This is a genomic window from SAR202 cluster bacterium, from assembly GCA_009392515.1.
Classification (GTDB): Bacteria; Chloroflexota; Dehalococcoidia; order Lucifugimonadales; family UBA6952; genus UBA6952.
In genome coordinates this window covers 31,348-49,204 of the sequence record VFGE01000028.1, presented here as the reverse complement: position 1 = coordinate 49,204, position 17,857 = coordinate 31,348, and the positions used below count along the sequence as shown (strand labels likewise).

Here is a 17,857-nt window from a genome sequence, read left to right as displayed (position 1 = left end):
CCTTTAGCTATTTTTTCTCCAACAAGGTTTTTAAGCCAAATTTGTTTTTGACCTGCATAAACAAAGCCAAGATATTTACGTATAAAAATATTACTAAGGCCAGATAAAGTACCAAAAATTAAAGCACCATATATAGCAATGCCACCACGCCATACTTGATATATATGACTCAAGTTATCTTGATAATAATCCCATCTATCAATAACGTGAACTAACCTGGCACCTAATATTCCGCCAATAATAACCCACAAAGCTACAGAATAAATCACATCGCTGTCGATTTCTTCCTTTGAAGACCATCGATCAATTAAGTAGATTGCTAGACCAACACCAACAAAAGTAAAGAATCCATGCCAACTCAATACTATTGGATCCCGAAATATAAATGGATCTATTCCTATTGTCATAATTTATACCTCCAAAGAAAGAATTCTAAAAGTGTTATGTAATTGTGTCAACAAATTCTTAAAACCCTTTCATTCCATAGATGTAATCATCATGGTATCATGAAATGTAATAAACTTAAGGGAATTGCTATGGATATAAGAATAGAACAATTTCTTCAGTACCTAATGATTGATCTAGGTCTATCTATAAATACTACAGCTGCGTACCGAAATGATCTAAACCAATTCTTTAATTCAATCGATAAAAACAATGATTCAATTAATTTTATCAAGGTAATAACCCGTGAAAACATAAATCTATATATAAAAATAATGCAGAAAAAACAATATGCTGCTACAACCATTTCAAGAAAAATTGCATCAATTAAATCATTTGTCAGTTATTTAGAAGAAGAGGGAATTTTATTCGAAAATGTAACAAAAAATATTAAAACTCCACGAAAAGGATTATCTATACCTAATACCTTAAGTATAGATAATATTCTTTCTATATTAGATTACTTAAAAAATGATACCTCACTAATAGGTGTAAGAAATTTAATCATGATTGAACTATTATATGCTACAGGTATGAGAGTTTCCGAACTTATCAATCTTAATTTAAATGATATTAGTATCGAACAACAACACCTACGTTGTACTGGTAAGGGATCAAAACAAAGAATGGTGCCCATGTATTCGTCAATTTCAACACTATTGTCTAACTATATAAATTTCGTTAGACCTAAACTTACCAGAAAAAAATCTAGTGATATGAAAACTGTTTTCGTTAATTCACGAGGTGCGAAATTAACTAGACAGTCAATTTGGCTATTAACAAAAGAGATTGTACACGCAACAAAAATAAAATCATTTTCCCCACATACATTACGTCATAGTTTTGCAACCCACCTACTCGAAGGAGGTGCAAGTCTAAGAAATGTACAAGATCTATTAGGACATTCAAATATATCTACAACACAAATATACACACATCTTAATGATAATAAACTTCTTGAAATTTATGATAAATCATTTCAACGATAGTGTTTGTTGTTGACAAACTTTGGTATTATTCTATAGTTTTAAATGTGAAACTAATCAAAAATAGTGTTTGAAAAATAAAATGGCAAATAAACCAAAAACTAAAACAAGAAAAAATAGAGTTAAAGTACCTAACGTTGGACCGGGGAAAAGTGTTTCGGTAGAAGAAAGCAAACCAATTACAACAAGTGAACCAATAAAATCAAATACAGAATCCACTAATATCTTAAAATCTAAAACAACAAAAATCCCAAATCAAAACACCCTTCCATACAAACGCGAGATCATACGGATTAGTATAACTAGTATGATTACTTTCGGAATTTTAATTGCACTAATATTTACTATGTAATTTATGCGTGTGATGCTGCGCCACCATCTACAAAAATTGTCTGGCCGGTAACAAAATCGCTAAATTCAGAAGCTAAATAGACCAATAATGGTCCTATTTCTTCTGATTCTCCTAATCTTCTTAGTGGAATATATTTAGATAAATTTTGTTTCTGTGCTTCGTCTGTTATCTGATCTTTAAACCATCCCATCGCAATAGAATTAATTCTTATGTTTTCTAAAGCCCATTCTAAAGACAATGATTTGGTAATTTGTTCAATAGCAGCTTGTGTTGCAGAGTATAAAACTGCATTCTTTAAACCTATTTGTGCTAATGCAGAAATAACATTTATAATTCTCCCGTATTCGTGATTTAACATTTTTTTGCCAACCTCTTGAATTACCAATAAGGTGTTCCTAATATTTGTATCAAGTAAAAAATTAAGTTCACTATCAGTTGTATCCACAAACGGTTTACCCAATACACTTTGTGCACAATTAACTAAAATGTTTATATTCCCAAATTCTTTTTCAATTTTATCTAAAGATTCTAATAATGATTTACGATTATTTCTCTCAGAGAAAAATATATTATTACCGCTAGAACTATGAGAATCAAAATTAAGAACACATACATTTGCACCAGCTTCTTCTAATGCTACAATTGCAGCATTAGAAATAAAATCGCCTCCTGCTGTAACAAGTGCATTTTTACCCGATAAATCCCATTCTTTTGGTTTCATAATTTCTCCTAAGAATACTTTTTACTGTTTATTATTAGTCTCAATCACATTAACTACGTTATAAGCACTTATAGCCGCACTCTCCATTGTAGATGGCCATCCAGTATCAACCCAATCGCCAGCAATATACAAATTATCTATAGGGGAAATATTAGTCAAGCGGTATTTCTTAGTATTAGGAGTACATCTAAATGTAGCTTTTCTTTCTTTAATTATTTTATATTTTTCAACAAATTTAACATCAAATTCTGGGAAAATAGATTTTAATTCTTTAAAGATTAAATCAATTATATCTGCTGTTGTTTTTTGCAATAAATCCTTACCGTCACTTATTGAAATATCAAGTAATTGATATTGATTATCTTGTGATGATTTATTAAAAATCCACTGTAAGGGACTATCAATAACATTAATAAATTGATCGTTCATTATTCTTGTATTTAACCAAATATAAATATTAACAATTGAAGAATGTTCTATTTGGGGTAATCTGTTAAAAAATTTATCCGATTGTAATTCTTCTGGAAGAATCTTGTAAAGAGAATTTGAAGGTACTGCGCTTATGATTACATCTGCAGATAATTTTGTCCCGTCTTTTAATTCGATATTGGTAATTTTGTTATCTTTATAGAATAATTTCATGACACCATTGCCCACGTATATAGTTCCACCCTTATTTTCAATAAATTCTTTGCCTGGAATAGATATAATTTCATCTAGGGTACCTTTCGGGAATCCTAATTTTACGTAACGATTTCCTCGTAAAACTGATTCTTGAAAAACCATTAAACCCATATCTGCACTTACTTTAGAAACATGATCATTCAATGTTGGCAATATGACTAAATCCCAAAATTTTTCGATTACATTTTTAGATTGCCCATTATGTTCTAACCATTCGGAAAAAGAAAAACTTTGATACTTAGGATTTTTTCTATTTATGAATTTCATTTTTACTAATGTAAATATTGCGCTCAATTTTTCTTGAAATCCTATATACGGATATTTTAATAGTGAAACTAATAGAATCAATCCGAATGGAAGAAATTTTGTATCGCGAATAATTCCAATCTTTCCTGTTCTATCAATGATTTTTACACTAAATGAATCTTGAAAATGTATTTCAGATAAGCTTCCAATTTTTTTGAAAAACTGTAATAAATTTCGATAACAACCCATGAGTAAATGTTGCCCATTATCATATTGAGGTTTTAAAGATTTTTTAACCGAATAAGTTCGACCACCTAAAAATTTTCTCTGTTCAATCAATGAAACTATATAGCCCTTTTCTTGTAATAAAATGGCACTATATATCCCAGCGATACCTCCCCCAATTACTATGGCATTATTTTTTTTTATTTCTTGGTTATTTTGTATCTCAACCATGCAAATCCCATAATGGATAACTTTTCAAATGTGTTCAATCTATAATTTGTTTGAAAAATATTATAATTAGACTTCTCAATTTTTTTTAAAATTTTGCTATATATTTTTGATAAGATTACCAAACAAATACGTGAATCTATATCTACAAGAGGGAGTAACCTTGATCCTGATTCAAAATATCTTTTAGCTCTATCAACTTCAAATTTCATTAATTGTATAAAATCTTCATTATACAAAGATTCTGTTAATAGCTTTATTGAATAATTAAATTTTTCCATTTCTTCATAAGCTAAATAACATCTGTTTTCATTTAAGTCATCTAGAATATCTCTTAATATGTTGGTTAATTGCATTGCTAAACCGAAATCAATTGCATATTCGACTGCTTTAGGATTTGTATATCCAAATATTTTTATACAAATTAAACCAATAACACTGGCAACTTTATAGCAATATTCTTTAACTTCATCAAAAGAATCAAATGTTGTAAATTCAATATCCATTCTTACGCCTTCGATTACATCAAAAAAATACTGTTGGGGAATATTATAATCTTCAATTATGGCACAAGTTGCTAAAATTATCGGGTTATTTTCGAGAATTGACTTATCTAAATTTATTCCAGATTTTAAATTATTTTCAATTTCATCTAACAAACGTTTTTTTTCATTTGTAGATTCACTATTATCTACAGCATCATCACATCGTCTACAAAAAGCATACGCAGTGTATATCGCTCTTTTTTTTCGCATTGGTAAAGTAATAAAGGCATAATAAAAATTTCTAGCCTCTTCTTTTGTGATCTGTTCACAATAATCATAAGCATATTCTAGTTGTATATCACTAATGCCTAATGTGTCCAAATAATTTATATCCTAACCGATTTGAAATCAAAACTGATTTTAATAAAAGCCCTGTTTTATCTATGTGACTTAATTTTGGTCTGCCTAAAAAAACATTGTACTTTCTTTTCTTAATCTTTTCCAAAACACCTAGACCCCCAAGATTAAACATAGCAATTTCAATTTTTGGCTTACCCGAAATATAATCTAGTAACTTTAATCCCTCTGAAAAATAACCTGATGTTCTATCAATCTGAAATTGCATTAGATTTACAAAGCTTTGGTTATACTCGCGATTCCATAATTGTTGTTCATTATAGTTGAAATTTTTCATATCTTCTAAGGGAATATATATACGATCTCTTAAAATGTAATCTTCTTGAACATCTTGCCAAAAATTTGTGAGCTGTAATGCTGTACAAGTTAAATCAGACAGTTCAAAACATTTATCTTCAATAAAACCCAAAATATATAAAACAAGATGTCCGACAGGGTTTGCAGATTTTTCACAATACAATAAAAGATCTGCAAAAGTATTATATCTTTTTTTATTCTGGTCTATTCTGTTGGCTTCTATCAGATCTTGGAAAGGTTTTATTGGTATATCAAATTCACAAATTGTTTTATACAGAGCATGAAAACTTAATGAATCAGGTTTACCTCGATAACATAAATTTAATTGCTCTTCAGCGTAATCGAGGAAATTATTCGATTCCCCAGAAAATTTATCCCCAAAATCATCAATCATACGACAATAAGCATAAATTGAATGAAAATGTTTAATTATTTTTCTAGGTAAGAATAATGTTCCAATAAAAAAGTTTTCATAGTTACTTTTCGCCAAAGATTCACAATATTGGAAAGCTAAATCTACTAATTGCTTTCTCTTCAAAATAACACCATTTACCTCTATTAGGATAGTCTATATGCTAAGTAATTTGTTAAATGACATAATTGATTATAACCCCATTTTGATAGTGAGTCTTTAACACTATTAATACATTCAAGAGCTAATTCTGAGTGATATTCAATCATATTTTGAGATTTTTCAAAAACTTCATAATCACTCATTATTGTAATAATTTTATCCATTTCTAAATCTGAAATCTCAGATTGAAACATTAAACTTGCTAATTCTGGATTATCTACCTCATTTGCAACATCTAATGCTAATAAAATTGGATATGTTTTTTTCTTTCGTAATATATCGCTCCCAACAGGCTTTCCGGTAATTTTCGTATCTCCCCAAATACCTAAAACATCATCACGAATTTGAAAAGCCCTACCTAGATGTGATCCGAAATCTCTAAATTTTGTTGTTATATATTCGTCATTTAAAGAATGAAGAGCACCAAGTTCTGAAGCACATCTAATCAGAGCCCCAGTTTTTCTGGAAATCATTAACAAATATTCATCCGAGGTAACATGTAATCTTTTTTCATACTCTACGTCCATAAATTGCCCTTCAATCATTTCCATAGAAGCTTGGGATAAAAGTTCAGCAGCCTTCAACATAATAGTAGAATCTAGCTCAATATTTGATTGAGTAGAATCAGCTAGAGAACGCATTGTATTCCCAATCCATAATGCTCTAGGTTCCCCCCACAAAGTCCAGACTGTTTTTTGATGTCTACGCTCTGTATCTCTATCTTGAATATCGTCATGAATTAATGAAAAGTTATGAATCAGTTCGATTGCAAGAGCTGAATATAAAACTGGTAAGTAGTCACTAGTTAATGATTCACATACCAGTAAACTTAAAGTAGGCCTCAAAGATTTACCGGCTGAACGCTTATCTAATAAATTGCCATCTTGATCATTAAAACCTAGATGATAACCCATTGTTTTTTTTAATTCGTTACTAAATGGGCCAATACAATCAAATAACCCTTGATCTACGATGAGTCTAAATTTATCGAAGCATTCAGGAGGATTTGAGAAAACATTATCAATATTATCAAAAGATTTTCTATTCATTATTTTTTAGTACTTTATATATCGTAAATCAGTTTAGCATTTAATAATTAAAGAATATATCTATTTATATAGCCTATACTTGACAGTGACACCATAGAAGTTTACATTTAACTAAAGTGGTTTGTTAATATATGCGAGCCCTTTAATCGAAAGGACGGATCTATGGAAACATTAATTCCCGTCTTCTCGGCTTTAGTAGTAGGAATTATTTTAGCAGCAACGGTTCAGTTTATCTTGAATCGTAGAGGTGTAACGCAAGCTCGTTTAAAAGCAATTAGTGTTATAGAAGAAGCTGAAGAAAACAAACGAAAAATTGTACTTCAAGCAAAAGAGGAAGCACTAAACATTCGCAGTACATCTGAAAAAGAATTACGCGATAGACGCTCAGATCTTAATCGTACAGAAAGAAGATTAAACCAAAGGGAAGAACAAATTTCCCAAAAGAATGAAAGTACACAGCAACGTCATCGCCAAATAGAAGCTGAATTAGATAGAAAGCAAAATTTACTTGATGAATCAAGAGCAGAATTAGAGGAGATTAAGGAAAAAGAAGTAAAGCAACTTGAAATAATTGCTGGTGTATCAATCTCCGATGCTAAAAATGCCTTAATGAAAAAAGCTGAAGAAGACATCAAATTTGAATTAGCTAAGCGCTATAGAGATTTAGAAAACGAATACAAAAATGATGCGAATAACCAAGCCAAACGTGTATTAACTTTAGCAATACACAGGTTAGCCTCAGATGTTGTATCAGAAAATAGTACTTCTACTGTTAAACTTCCAAATGATGAAATGAAAGGTCGATTAATTGGACGTGAAGGTAGAAATATTCGTGCAATAGAAGCAGCAACAGGGGTAGATTTAATAATTGATGACACTCCAGAAGCAGTTAGTGTTTCTTGTTTCGATCCAATACGGCGTGAAGTTGCAAAAATAGCACTTACCAACTTAGTTGCAGATGGTAGAATCCATCCAGCTAGAATTGAAGATATTGTAGAAAAAGCTCAAGAAGAGCTTGATGAAATTATTTGGCAAGAAGGTGAGAGAGCTGTTTTTGAAACAAGAGTTAGAGGAATGAACTCTGAATTAATTCGCCTAATTGGTCGCTTAAAGTATCGATATAGTTATGGCGAAAATATACTTCAACACAGTATTGAGGTTTCAAATATAGCAGGTATGCTTGCTGCTGAACTCGGTGCTAATATTGAAGTTGCCAAAGCAGGTGGACTTCTGCACGATATTGGTAAAGCTTTGACTCACGAAGTTGAAGGTACGCACGCAGAAATAGGTGCTGATGTTGCTCAAAAACATGGAATATCTGAACCAATATGGCGTGCAATTATGGAACATCATGATGAAGATATGGGATCTATTGAAGCCTTCATTGTTGCAGCAGCGGATGCAGTTAGTGCAGCAAGACCTGGTTCTAGAAAAGATACTTTAGAACACTATGTAAAACGACTTGAGGCTCTAGAAGCAGTAGCAAATGAATTTCCTGGTATTGAGAGAAGTTTTGCAATACAGGCAGGTAGAGAAATTCGAATAGTGGTACAACCAGATACTGTTGACGATACTTCTGCTGCAAAATTAGCTCGAGATGTTGCAAATAAAATACAAGATACCTTAGCTTATCCAGGACAAATTAAAGTAACTGTAATCAGAGAAACACGTAACGTAGAAATTGCAACATAATTTCACGTACAGTTTGAAAGGATTTGTTTACCTATGGTGAATGTAGATCTACATCTCCATACAACCTATTCCGATGGTGCGCTTACGCCTGATAAATTAGTAGAATTAGCACTAAAAAACAATCTGGGCATTATTGCTATAACAGATCATGATTGTACAGATGGAATTGATGAAGCAATGCTTGCCTCGCAAGGTAAGAATTTAACTATAATACCTGGAATAGAGCTTAATACAGATACCGATGAGGGCGAAATACACATTCTAGGTTATTTTATTGATTATAAAAATAAAGACTTACAAAAATTACTAATTGAATGCCGTAATAACCGTGTAGAACGTGCAAAAATAATGGTTGAAAAACTGAATGATATTGGTATTAATATCCAATGGTCGCGTGTTGAAGAACTTGCAGGATACGGTGCTGTTGGTAGACCCCACATAGCAAAAGCAATGTTAGAAATAAAATCTATAGCAACATTCCAAGAAGCTTTTGACAAATATATCGGAAGAAATGGTATAGCCTATATTGAGAGATTTAGGCTTAATGTATATGATGCAATAAAAACTATTCTTCAATATGAAGGAATACCTGTTCTAGCTCATCCTGGTTATATAAAAAACCTTCATCAACTATTGCCCAGTCTAATTAAATCTGGTTTAAAAGGAATAGAGGTTTTCTATGCCAACTATGACACCAACACTATTAATGGATTAAAAAATATTGCATCAAAATATAACCTTATACCGTGTGGAGGAAGTGATTATCATGGTATTAAAACTAAAACTGAAAAGCTACCTGGAACTCTTGGCCCACCTATAGAATCAGTTAATAAATTAATAGAATTAACAAAAAAATAGTCAAAAAAGCTTTTTAAACCTTGGCAAATAAATAACTTAGTCTATACGAATTTATATTATTAGATGAATCACTAAGTAATCTTGATTACCAAACCAGAAAAATATTTTTCAATATGTTAAAGGATATTTCACGTAATAATATTGGTATATTGCTAGCTAGTCACGATTTAGACATGGTTGAAAGATATGCAGATCAAGTCTTATTAATCAAAAATAATACCTTACAAAGACTCACAAAGCCTTTTTCAAATTTAAGTGAATATATATTCTAATTAAGTCTAGCGACCTTTGAAATTAGGTTTCCTTTTCTCCAAAAATGCCCTAACACCTTCCTTATGATCCTCAGTACCCCTTGCAATATTTTGTGCGACGGTAGCAACCTTTAGGCTATCTTCAAGATTAGTATATAAAGATTTTTGGACCAAATACTTAATTAATGACATTGAATATGTTGGGCCTTGAGCAATTCTTTTTGCTAATTCCATAGTGGTATCAAGTAATTTGTCATGTTCCACCACTTCGTTTACTAATCCAAGTTGAAATGCTTTATCGGCAGGAATAAGGTCACCTAAATATTGAAGTAATAGGGTATTACCAAGTCCAATCATTCTAGGTAATTGCCAACATGATCCATCAGCAGGAATTAATCCATTTCGGATAAAAGCTTCTGAAAAGCTAGCTTTATCGGATGCGATTCGAATATCACACGAAATAGCCATTCCCATGCCTATCCCCATAGCATATCCATTCACCATTGCAATAGATGGTTTTTGTAAATTATGTAATCTTAAAGGCAAGAAGCGTAACCGGTCTCTGTCTTCTGTTTTGTTAGCATACACCGCTTCCATGCGTTCCCATGCAGAAATACTATCCTCAACATTAGGGTTTTCTTCTGCCTTCTTTTCACGCTCTTCAATATTTTTATTAAAATTACGTACATTAGCACCAGAACAAAAAGAGGGATCCTCGCCAGATAAAACTAATACACGTAATGAAGGATCAGATTCAAGTCTATCTAATTGATCATTAATTTCATCTGACATGTCAGAGCCCAAAGCATTTCTTGTTTTTGGATCATCCATTTTTATAAATAAAACACCATCATTTTCTTCAACATGAATATATTCGGTATTCATAATCCCTCCTACTTATTGCGAGAATAAACTAACTTATTTGCATAAATAGAATAAAAAAAAATTAAGTAAATCGGAAACAAAATCAGTATACTTTAGTACAGTAAGAACGCAATTTAATTAAAATATAGCAATTATACATAGAAAAAAACCAACACTATCGTTTGAAACTAAAAGGATATGTGTTGGTTTTTTGCATTTACGGGTTCGAAATAGGATGATTTTATGCTAAAGTGACAAAAATTTAGAATCGATAGGAGTAATATGGCTAATAAATATAACACCATAACTTTAGAAAAATCTGAATCAATTGCAACTATTACTTTAAATAGACCTGAAAGACTAAATGCAATTAACATTGAACTTGGATACGAATTTCTCGACGCATTAAATGATTGTGAAATGGATGATGATGTGAGATGTATCATTCTCACTGGTACTGGACGCTCATTTTGCGCAGGAGATGATCTAAAAGGAATGGAAAATGATAAATTCCCCAGAGAAACCGGACCAGATGAAGTTAAACACTATACATTTGGTGCAAACCGTTGGACTTTAGTAGTCAATGCAATGAGGCGTCTTGCAAAACCAATTATTGGAAGTCTTAGAGGACACGCCCATGGTGGTGGATTTAATCTTGCAATGGGTACAGATATACGTATAGCATCAGACACTTTAGATATGGCTATCCCATTCATTAAATGGGCACAAGCTACTGGTGCAAATCAATTGCATTATCACATAGGTATAGGCTTGACTTTAGAGTTAGCATTTACTGGAGATTCAATAAATGCTGAACGAGCAGAAAGACTTGGATTAATTAATAAAATTGTTCCAGACGATAAACTAGAAGAAGAAACTTTAACATTTGCAAAAAGATTAGCTAATGGTCCAACAAGATCGATAGGATTAACTAAATCAGCTATCTATAAAGGATGGAATAAAGACCTAGATACTGCTTTTGATTACCAAGGTATAGCTCAAGTTTTTGCTAGACAATCCGAGGACCATGCTGAAGGAAGACTCGCATTTTCAGAAAAACGAAAACCAGAATTTAAAGGACAATAGAGAATTTGAATAAGGATCCTAAATTATTAGAAGAATTAAAGGTAATTGAAATAGGGCAACATATTGCCGCTCCTTTTGCATCAAAATTACTTGCTGATTTAGGCGCTAATGTGATAAAAATCGAACCCAAAGAAGGAGATATAGCTAGACAAATAGGCCCTTTCCCTAACGATATTAGAAACCTAGAGAAAAGTGGCCTTTTTCTCTCATTAAACACGAGTAAAATTGGTATTACTTTAGACTTTGATGATGAGGAGCATATTAAATCTTTATATACCCTTTTGGAAACCACGGATGTTTTAATTGAAGATCAATCATATCAGCTCAATTCAAACTTTAAATTTGATTATGATAAATTAACAAAAATGTTTCCTAAATTGATAATTACCACAATTACTCCATTTGGTTTAAGTGGTCCTTATAAAGATTATAAAGCTAATGATTTAATTCTTTTTCACATGAGTAGTTATGCTCATATAATTGCTAGCTCTGTGGAAGACCCAAATCAGGAACCCCCAATACGAGCTGGTGGACACCAATCTGAATTTGTTTCTGGTTTATCCGCTGCAACCGCCACAATGATTTCAGTCTTTAGTCAATTACAAAATTCACAAGGTACTCATATAGATATTTCAAAACTAGAATCTATCACAATGATGCCTCAAGGACCATTAGCTGACGCAGCTTTTTCAAAAAAGCGTCAATCAAGAAAAGCAAGTGATAGAAAGGTTGGAGCTATTGTTGCAATGCTCCCTACTATTGATGGATATATCACAATTTCGCCAAGAGAAGATCACCAATGGGAAGCTTGGTTAAAAATTATTGGCAACCCTGAATGGTCTTTAAAACCCGAATATGATACTAGAAAATCAAGGCAAACAAACTGGGTCGATCTTGAAAAATTGCTTTCAGAATGGACTTGTACAAGAAAAAAAGAAGACATCTATCGTGCATGCCAAGATGCACATGTACCAGCTTTCCCAGTAAATACTGCAGCCGATTTATATAAGTCTAAACAATTAAACAGCCGAGAATTTTATCAGAAAATCGACCATCCTATTGCAGGAGTTTTTCCTTATACTGGTTTTCCGTATAAATTATCACAAGCTACACTCGAAATAAAAGGCCCCGCACCTACTCTTGGACAACATAACAAAACTATTTTAAATCTTAGCTAAATGAATTTTAAACCAACTGAGAGCTTTACATACATATAACTTATTTGTAACAAGAATTTAACATTCTTTCTATAGATTGAATCCTAATGTTTTTTTTGAAAATTAAAATGGGGATTAGGAGGGATTTATGGATTCTGGTTCAATTGCCTGGATGTTGATGGCATCAGCATTAGTGTTGTTTATGACACCTGGTTTAGCTTTCTTTTATGGAGGTTTAGTTCGAGGAAAGAATGTTATCTCTACAGTAATGTATTCTTTTATTTCATTAGGAGTCATTAGTGTAGTTTGGGTTTTATGGGGTTACTCTCTTGCCTTTGGTGAAGGCGGCAATGCATTCATAGGATCACTTTCAAACTTTGCACTTAATGGGGTTGATACACCTGACGACCAAGTATTTGCTATTTTTCAAATGATGTTTGCAATTATCACACCTGCGCTTATTACTGGTGCATTTTGTGAAAGATTTAAATTTAAGACCTACTTAGTATTCCTAATTTTATGGGTAACTATAGTATATGCACCAATAGCTCACTGGGTATGGGCATCAGATGGGTGGTTACTTAAAAGAGGAGCTTTAGATTTTGCTGGTGGAGCAGTCGTTCACATTAATGCAGGTATGGCAGCCATTGCAGCAGCTGCATTAGTCGGAAGAAGAAGAAATATTGAACAAGGTATAGAACCTCATAATGTACCATTTGTAATTCTAGGAGCATCAATGCTCTGGTTTGGTTGGTTTGGTTTTAATGCTGGATCAGGCTTAGCAGCAAATGGCCAAGCAGTTAGCGCTTTTCTAGTCACTAATACTGCTGCAGCAACAGCTATGGTTGTATGGGTAATACTAGGAATGAATCATGGTGGAAAAGTTAGTGGTGTAGGCGCTGCTACAGGTGCGATTGCAGGGTTAGCAACTATTACACCGGCTTCTGGATTCGTAGGGGTAGATTCTGCCTTAATCATAGGTGTAATTACTGGAATTGTAACGTTTTATGCAGTCTACTTTAAAAATAAAGTTAACTTGGATGATGCATTAGATGTTTTTGCTGTTCACGGTATTGGAGGAATTATTGGTGTAATAGCAACTGGAATTTTTGCTGAAAAAGCTATTGGTGGAACAGAAGGCTTAATTGAAGGTTCATCCACACTATTAGTAGAAAACTTTATACTTGTAATAGTAACTATTGTCTATTCTTTAGTAGTCAGCCTAATCCTTCTCAAGATATTAGATATAATTCCAGGCTTAGGATTACGATCAGAAGAGTCTGAAGAAGATCAAGGATTAGATGTGAGTGACCATGGTGAAAGAGCTTATGTTGCGGATGGTGCAGATAATTAAACTCAATTAACTACTTCTACACTCCTAATTTAAGTTCTAAAGCACTTAAAAGGTTTGTGAAAGAGTTAGCAAATTGTCTAACACCGTCAACAAGTAACTTATCCGTTATTTCGTTAAGATTAATGTTAAAGTCTGACAACTGATTCAAGCTATTCTTCGCTTGCTCTAACCCTGTTTGGATTGTGTTGTCAGCTTTACCATGATCTATAAATGCTTCAAAGGTAATTTGCGGCATAGTATTGATAGTAAAATTACCAATTAGTGAATCAACGTATACTAAATCACTATAATTAGGGTTTTTGGCACTTGTGCTACCCCATAATAATCTTTGCACCCTAGAACCTTTCATATTTTCACTCATAAAGTCCTCTGAAGAAAACGTTTTATCAAATTCATCATATGCAACCTTAGCATTAGCAATAGCAATTTCCCCTAGAAGATGACTTGTATCATATTTAGAATTATTAAGTATTGTATCTATTGCTGTATCAATCCTACTTATAAAAAATGAAGCAACAGAGTAGATGTGATCTACATCCTGACCTTTTTCAATTCTCCTTTTAAGTCCATTAATATAGGCGTTTTGAACATTTTTATATTGTTCTACAGAAAAAATCAAAGTTACATTAATGTTTACTCCTTCAAAAATAAGTTCTTCAATTGCTAATATCCCTTCACTAGTCGCAGGTACCTTAATAAGTACATTAGGTTTATTAAGTCTATTAAATAAATACTTTGCTTCCTGAATAGTAGCTTTTGTATCATATCCAATGAGTGGGCTTACTTCTAATGAAACATATCCATCTTCACCATGAGTTTCATTAAAAATTGGAAGTAAAATATCAGCCGCATCACTAATATCTTTACACACTAAATCTTCATACACCTTAAAGGTATCACTTTTATCAAGTATGTCATTTATCTGCTTATCGTATGAATCACTTGCGAGTGAATTTTCAAAAATACTCGGATTGGAAGTAATGCCAGTAATTCCTAAATCCAATAGTGATTTTAATTCACCAGATTCAATAATATCTCTACTTAAATTATCTAACCAAAGTGACTGTCCTATAGATCCCATTTTGCTCATTAATTCATTCACGACATACTCCACGATTTATGAATACTTATGGTTTAAAATCACCTTAATTGTATAACGAACTTACATCTATAAAAAGCCTAGAAAGAAAAAAATTAATTTGTTACAATGCTAAAACTATTAAATATTAACAATTTCTTAACTCATCCAAACAAGGAGGATATATGTCAGCTGAAGTAGGACAACCAGCCCCAGAATTAACATTAATTAATAATGAACGACAACCTGTAACTCTTGCAGATATAAAAGGTAAAACAACAGTTTTAGCATTTTTCCCAGGAGCTTTTACAGGTGGTTGCCAACAAGAAGCTTGTACATTTAGGGATGCACTTTCTGAGTATAATAACCTTGGAGCACAAGTCTATGGAATAAGTGTAGATTCCTTTTTTGCGCAAAACGCATTTGTAAACGAAAATAATTTAAATTTCCCTTTTCTTAGCGACTACTCTAGAAAGACTATTGAAGACTATGGGATTGCGGTAAACGACTTTGCAGGAATGCCTGGATATACGACTTCAATGAGAGCTGTATTTGTTATAGATTCTGAAGGTACAATACGATATAAAGTTGCAGTTGCCCCACCAGAACAACCCGACTTTGATGAAATAAAAAACGCAGTTAGCCAAATATAAATTAGTTTCTACGGGGGTATGGTATGGTATTGAATTTAGGAGATAAAGCACCTGATTTTAATTTAAAATCAACAGACGGGTCGAACATTTCCCTTGACTCCTTGAAGGGAAATAAAACTATCCTATATTTCTACCCAAAAGACGATACTCCTGGTTGCACCATAGAAGCATGCGAATTTAGAGACTCTAATGAGGAATTACAAAAATTAAATGTTACAGTACTTGGTGTTAGTCCAGATGATGAAGAATCTCACCAACAATTTACCAATAAATTCGGTTTAAACTTTCCTTTATTAGCTGACCCTGGCGCAGAACTTGCAAAAACATACGGAGCATGGGGTGAAAGAGAACGCCAAGGTAAGATTATAGTTGGAATTTTAAGAACAACTTTTGCAATTGACGAAAATGGCTATATATCTAATATTTGGCCAAAGGTAAGTCCGGAAGGGCATGCAAAAGAAATCATTGACTGGGTAAAAGAAAATTAATTTCTACTCAAAACATTATCTAACTTGATTCTCCAAAGCATAAATGTCCCGACTAGTAATATAATTAATAGAGAGAACACCCCAAACCTTGGATCTATTAAACCTGCAACAATACCATATAAAATTGGACCTATTGTTGCAGAAAATCGACCTACGAATCCAAAAAATCCAAAAAACTCCCCTGATTGTTCTTTAGGTATTATTACCGCAAAAAGACTTCTAGCTAATGCCTGACTTCCTCCCATAACAAATCCAACAAATACCCCTAAAAATATCCACTGCAATGAAACACTGATACCTAAAGGTTCCCATAAAATACTTCTCATCAATTTGGGCCATACTGAAAGAGAATCATTCAAAATTGATTTGTGTGAGCCACCAATTCCAGAAATTGCTTCAGCTCCACCATCAATATATAAAGAATAAGGAGACAAATTTTCATCCAAAACAATTTTCTTTATTTCTTTCACATTATTTTGGTCTAACTGATCCCCAACACTATAATTTTCTAAAACGTCAAAAGCTTTTATTGGTTTTTCTATTGAGCTAGGTATTGTAATAATTTCATATTTTGAATCATTTAGACTTTTTATTTGTATATCATAGTCAGATTTATTTTCAGGGGTTAATGGTGCAAATCCAAGAGCAATTACTACAATAAAAGCCCATCCAAGCAAAGCTATTAATAGCGCTTTTTGAGAGCCGATTTTTTTTGCAAATACGCCAAATGCCATCGCACCAGGTGCAGCTATAAATTGAATAATTAATATTGTTACCATATTAATTTGCAGGGTTACTCCCAAAACATCAGGTCCAAATGCCCCAGCAACGCTAATAATCGTTTGTATAGCATCATTAAAAATAAGATATGCTATAAGATACAAAAATACAGTTCGGAATTTTGAAACTTTTTTCAAAGTACCTATAACTTGCATAAATGCCTCGGGTACAGTCATTTTTTCATTCTCATATATAGAATCAACTTCTGGTTCAGGAACATTCTTAAAAGTGATTAATGCTGACACATACCACCAAACAGCAACTGATGCCATAGATAGTCTTATAACAAAATCTGATGATTCAAAATATATGATTGCCACCAAATGAATTGCTAAAAGTAATCCTCCTCCTATATACCCATACGCAAAACCTAAACTACTTACATAATCTATCGATTCCTCTGCAACAATTTTAGGAAGTAATGCATTATAAAAAACCCATGCGCCAAGAAAGCCTGCATTTGCTAAAGTTGCACACATTAACAACCACGCCCATTCGTACCCAGTATATGCAGAAAAGAATAAAAGAAGAGTTGCAAAACACCCTATATAAGTATAAATAACCAGAACTTTTTTCTTTATTTTCCTCGTATCTGAAATTGCTCCAAGAATAGGGCTTGAGAAAGCAATAACAGCAGTTGCTAAAGCTATCGCTAATGCCCATATAGAACTTGCTGTAAAAGTAAACGGGCCAAAATCAAGACCCTGTGGGTAGGCTTCTTTAAATATAGCAACAAAGTATGGAGGTAAAATAGCCACCATTATACTTGTAGAAAAAGCTGAGTTACCCCAGTCATATAAGCACCAACCACGGATAATTTTTCGCTGTTCTTGTGGAAAATTACTTAAACGGCCTAACACTACGTCTTCTCCTATTCTTATAGTTCTA

The 17,857-nt window shown here is 32.6% G+C and carries 18 protein-coding genes; 9 read left to right on the top strand and 9 right to left on the bottom strand.

Annotated elements, in window-relative coordinates; all coding sequences use genetic code 11:
- Positions 1–407: hypothetical protein (locus FI695_03895; GenBank protein ID MQG51103.1), on the bottom strand; the 407-nt coding region annotated here is incomplete at its 3' end.
- Between the two features lie 99 nt (positions 408–506).
- On the opposite strand from FI695_03895, the gene FI695_03890 reads away from it, so the two are divergent.
- Both FI695_03890 and FI695_03885 read left to right on the top strand, forming a co-directional pair.
- Complete coding sequence (locus FI695_03890; protein MQG51102.1) at positions 507–1,433, top strand: tyrosine recombinase; 927 nt, start codon at positions 507–509, stop codon at positions 1,431–1,433.
- A 79-nt stretch (positions 1,434–1,512) separates the two neighbouring features.
- Positions 1,513–1,782, top strand: a complete 270-nt coding sequence (locus FI695_03885; protein MQG51101.1) for a hypothetical protein — start codon at positions 1,513–1,515, stop codon at positions 1,780–1,782.
- A gap of 1 nt (position 1,783) precedes the next feature.
- On the opposite strand, the gene FI695_03880 is transcribed toward FI695_03885, so the two are convergent.
- Genes FI695_03880 through FI695_03860 form a run of 5 tightly spaced genes read right to left on the bottom strand, consistent with a single transcriptional unit; the run spans position 1,784 to position 6,708 of the window.
- A complete protein-coding gene (locus tag FI695_03880) occupies positions 1,784–2,503 on the bottom strand; it encodes an SDR family oxidoreductase (GenBank protein MQG51100.1) in 720 nt (239 codons plus the stop codon).
- A gap of 21 nt (positions 2,504–2,524) precedes the next feature.
- Entirely contained in the window at positions 2,525–3,889 is a 1,365-nt protein-coding gene (locus FI695_03875; GenBank protein ID MQG51099.1) for a hypothetical protein, read from the bottom strand.
- Positions 3,859–4,752: a phytoene/squalene synthase family protein gene (locus FI695_03870; GenBank protein ID MQG51098.1), complete on the bottom strand. Its 894-nt coding sequence runs from the start codon at positions 4,750–4,752 to the stop codon at positions 3,859–3,861. The genes FI695_03875 and FI695_03870 overlap by 31 nt, the downstream gene beginning before the upstream one ends.
- Positions 4,733–5,650, bottom strand: coding sequence for a squalene synthase HpnC (hpnC, locus tag FI695_03865; GenBank protein MQG51097.1), 918 nt, complete (start codon positions 5,648–5,650; stop codon positions 4,733–4,735). Before hpnC ends, FI695_03870 begins: the two co-directional genes overlap by 20 nt.
- Positions 5,644–6,708, bottom strand: a complete 1,065-nt coding sequence (locus FI695_03860; protein MQG51096.1) for a polyprenyl synthetase family protein — start codon at positions 6,706–6,708, stop codon at positions 5,644–5,646. Before FI695_03860 ends, hpnC begins: the two co-directional genes overlap by 7 nt.
- A gap of 162 nt (positions 6,709–6,870) precedes the next feature.
- On the opposite strand from FI695_03860, the gene rny reads away from it, so the two are divergent.
- Together rny and FI695_03850 are read left to right on the top strand one after the other, a co-directional pair.
- The gene (gene rny, locus FI695_03855) at positions 6,871–8,400 is read left to right on the top strand and encodes a ribonuclease Y (protein ID MQG51095.1); all 1,530 of its coding nucleotides are present in this window, start codon (positions 6,871–6,873) and stop codon (positions 8,398–8,400) included.
- Between the two features lie 33 nt (positions 8,401–8,433).
- Positions 8,434–9,258: a PHP domain-containing protein gene (locus FI695_03850; GenBank protein ID MQG51094.1), complete on the top strand. Its 825-nt coding sequence runs from the start codon at positions 8,434–8,436 to the stop codon at positions 9,256–9,258.
- 278 nt (positions 9,259–9,536) lie between these two features.
- Here FI695_03850 and FI695_03845 read toward each other — a convergent pair whose 3' ends face one another.
- Complete coding sequence (locus FI695_03845; GenBank protein MQG51093.1) at positions 9,537–10,394, bottom strand: hypothetical protein; 858 nt, start codon at positions 10,392–10,394, stop codon at positions 9,537–9,539.
- Positions 10,395–10,655: 261 nt separating this feature from the next.
- On the opposite strand from FI695_03845, the gene FI695_03840 reads away from it, so the two are divergent.
- From FI695_03840 to FI695_03830, 3 genes are all read left to right on the top strand, one after another.
- Positions 10,656–11,459: an enoyl-CoA hydratase/isomerase family protein gene (locus FI695_03840; GenBank protein ID MQG51092.1), complete on the top strand. Its 804-nt coding sequence runs from the start codon at positions 10,656–10,658 to the stop codon at positions 11,457–11,459.
- Positions 11,456–12,637 carry a CoA transferase gene (locus FI695_03835; GenBank protein MQG51091.1) on the top strand — a complete coding sequence of 394 codons (1,182 nt, stop codon included), beginning with the start codon at positions 11,456–11,458 and terminating at the stop codon, positions 12,635–12,637. Before FI695_03840 ends, FI695_03835 begins: the two co-directional genes overlap by 4 nt.
- A 127-nt stretch (positions 12,638–12,764) precedes the next feature.
- Positions 12,765–13,970 (top strand): ammonium transporter, encoded by a 1,206-nt coding sequence (locus tag FI695_03830; GenBank protein MQG51090.1) that lies wholly within the window; start codon positions 12,765–12,767, stop codon positions 13,968–13,970.
- Between the two features lie 16 nt (positions 13,971–13,986).
- Here the strand turns inward: FI695_03830 and tal are convergent, their stop codons facing one another.
- On the bottom strand, positions 13,987–15,072 hold the full coding sequence (gene tal, locus FI695_03825) for a transaldolase (protein ID MQG51089.1): 1,086 nt from the start codon (positions 15,070–15,072) through the stop codon (positions 13,987–13,989).
- A 161-nt stretch (positions 15,073–15,233) separates the two neighbouring features.
- Between tal and FI695_03820 the strand changes: the two genes are divergently transcribed.
- Positions 15,234–15,701, top strand: a complete 468-nt coding sequence (locus FI695_03820; GenBank protein MQG51088.1) for a peroxiredoxin — start codon at positions 15,234–15,236, stop codon at positions 15,699–15,701.
- A gap of 23 nt (positions 15,702–15,724) precedes the next feature.
- Positions 15,725–16,189 carry a thioredoxin-dependent thiol peroxidase gene (locus tag FI695_03815; protein MQG51087.1) on the top strand — a complete coding sequence of 155 codons (465 nt, stop codon included), beginning with the start codon at positions 15,725–15,727 and terminating at the stop codon, positions 16,187–16,189.
- Here the strand turns inward: FI695_03815 and FI695_03810 are convergent.
- Positions 16,186–17,829, bottom strand: coding sequence for an MFS transporter (locus FI695_03810; GenBank protein MQG51086.1), 1,644 nt, complete (start codon positions 17,827–17,829; stop codon positions 16,186–16,188). The genes FI695_03815 and FI695_03810 overlap by 4 nt on opposite strands.
- Positions 17,830–17,857 lie beyond the last annotated feature (28 nt).

What these genes read in the sequence shown, in the direction of transcription:
- FI695_03890 (MQG51102.1), top strand. Translation starts at nt 507, where the DNA reads ATGAAATGTAATAAACTTAAGGGAATTGCTATGGATATAAGAATAGAA.
- FI695_03885 (MQG51101.1), top strand. Translation starts at nt 1,513, where the DNA reads ATGGCAAATAAACCAAAAACTAAAACAAGAAAAAATAGAGTTAAAGTA.
- FI695_03880 (MQG51100.1), bottom strand. Translation starts at nt 2,503, where the DNA reads ATGAAACCAAAAGAATGGGATTTATCGGGTAAAAATGCACTTGTTACA.
- FI695_03875 (MQG51099.1), bottom strand. Translation starts at nt 3,889, where the DNA reads ATGGTTGAGATACAAAATAACCAAGAAATAAAAAAAAATAATGCCATA.
- FI695_03860 (MQG51096.1), bottom strand. Translation starts at nt 6,708, where the DNA reads ATGAATAGAAAATCTTTTGATAATATTGATAATGTTTTCTCAAATCCT.
- rny (MQG51095.1), top strand. Translation starts at nt 6,871, where the DNA reads ATGGAAACATTAATTCCCGTCTTCTCGGCTTTAGTAGTAGGAATTATT.
- FI695_03850 (MQG51094.1), top strand. Translation starts at nt 8,434, where the DNA reads ATGGTGAATGTAGATCTACATCTCCATACAACCTATTCCGATGGTGCG.
- FI695_03845 (MQG51093.1), bottom strand. Translation starts at nt 10,394, where the DNA reads ATGAATACCGAATATATTCATGTTGAAGAAAATGATGGTGTTTTATTT.
- FI695_03840 (MQG51092.1), top strand. Translation starts at nt 10,656, where the DNA reads ATGGCTAATAAATATAACACCATAACTTTAGAAAAATCTGAATCAATT.
- FI695_03830 (MQG51090.1), top strand. Translation starts at nt 12,765, where the DNA reads ATGGATTCTGGTTCAATTGCCTGGATGTTGATGGCATCAGCATTAGTG.
- FI695_03820 (MQG51088.1), top strand. Translation starts at nt 15,234, where the DNA reads ATGTCAGCTGAAGTAGGACAACCAGCCCCAGAATTAACATTAATTAAT.
- FI695_03815 (MQG51087.1), top strand. Translation starts at nt 15,725, where the DNA reads ATGGTATTGAATTTAGGAGATAAAGCACCTGATTTTAATTTAAAATCA.